Annotated in this window: 1 pseudogene; it reads left to right on the forward strand. The window is 52.6% G+C overall.

Features of this window, described 5'->3' with window-relative positions:
• Nucleotides 1-55: 55 nt before the first annotated feature.
• Nucleotides 56-756: pseudogene (locus tag MOC09_RS20090) on the forward strand (phosphopantetheine-binding protein); the annotation flags it as partial.

Raw genomic sequence — 756 nt, forward strand, 5'->3', positions numbered from 1 at the left:
TGGCCATAGGTTTCACCAAAGCTAAGATCGCCCCCGCCACACCAAGCAGAATCCCGATGATCAGGTGAAAATCCGCGGCTACCGCATTGAGCCCAAAGAAATTGAAACGGTCATGCTCAGCCTCAGCGGCATTCAAGAAGCGGTTGTGCTAGCAGTTTCCGAGGGCGGGCTTCAAGAGCTTTGCGCGTATTATACGGCGGATCAAGCCATTGAAACAGCAGAGCTCCGGAACCAGCTTTCCCAAACACTGCCGTCTCATATGATTCCTGCTTTCTTTGTGCAGGTTGACGAGATTCCGCTGACGGCAAACGGGAAAACCGACAGAAACGCATTGCCGAAGCCGAACGCGGCACAATCCGGACGCAAGGCCTCAGCCGCGCCGGAAACAGCGCTTGAAGAGAGCCTATGCCGCATTTGGCAGAAAACGCTTGGCATAGAAGCGATCGGCATTGATGACAATTTCTTTGATTTAGGCGGCCATTCATTAAAAGGGATGATGCTCATCGCCAACATTCAGGCCGAATTGGAGAAAACCGTACCGCTTAAAGCGCTGTTCGAGAAGCCGACTGTTCGCCAGCTGGCGGCTTATATGGAGGCATCGGCAGTTTCAGGCGGCCATCACGTGCTTAAACCGGCTGACAAACAGGATATGTACCCATTGTCATCCGCGCAGAAACGGATGTATGTATTGAATCAGCTTGACCGGCAGACGATCAGCTACAACATGCCATCTGTTCTCTTGATGGAAGGCGAGCT

The sequence above is a fragment of the Bacillus sp. N12A5 genome, assembly GCF_026790125.1.
GTDB lineage: Bacteria > Bacillota > Bacilli > Bacillales > Bacillaceae > Bacillus.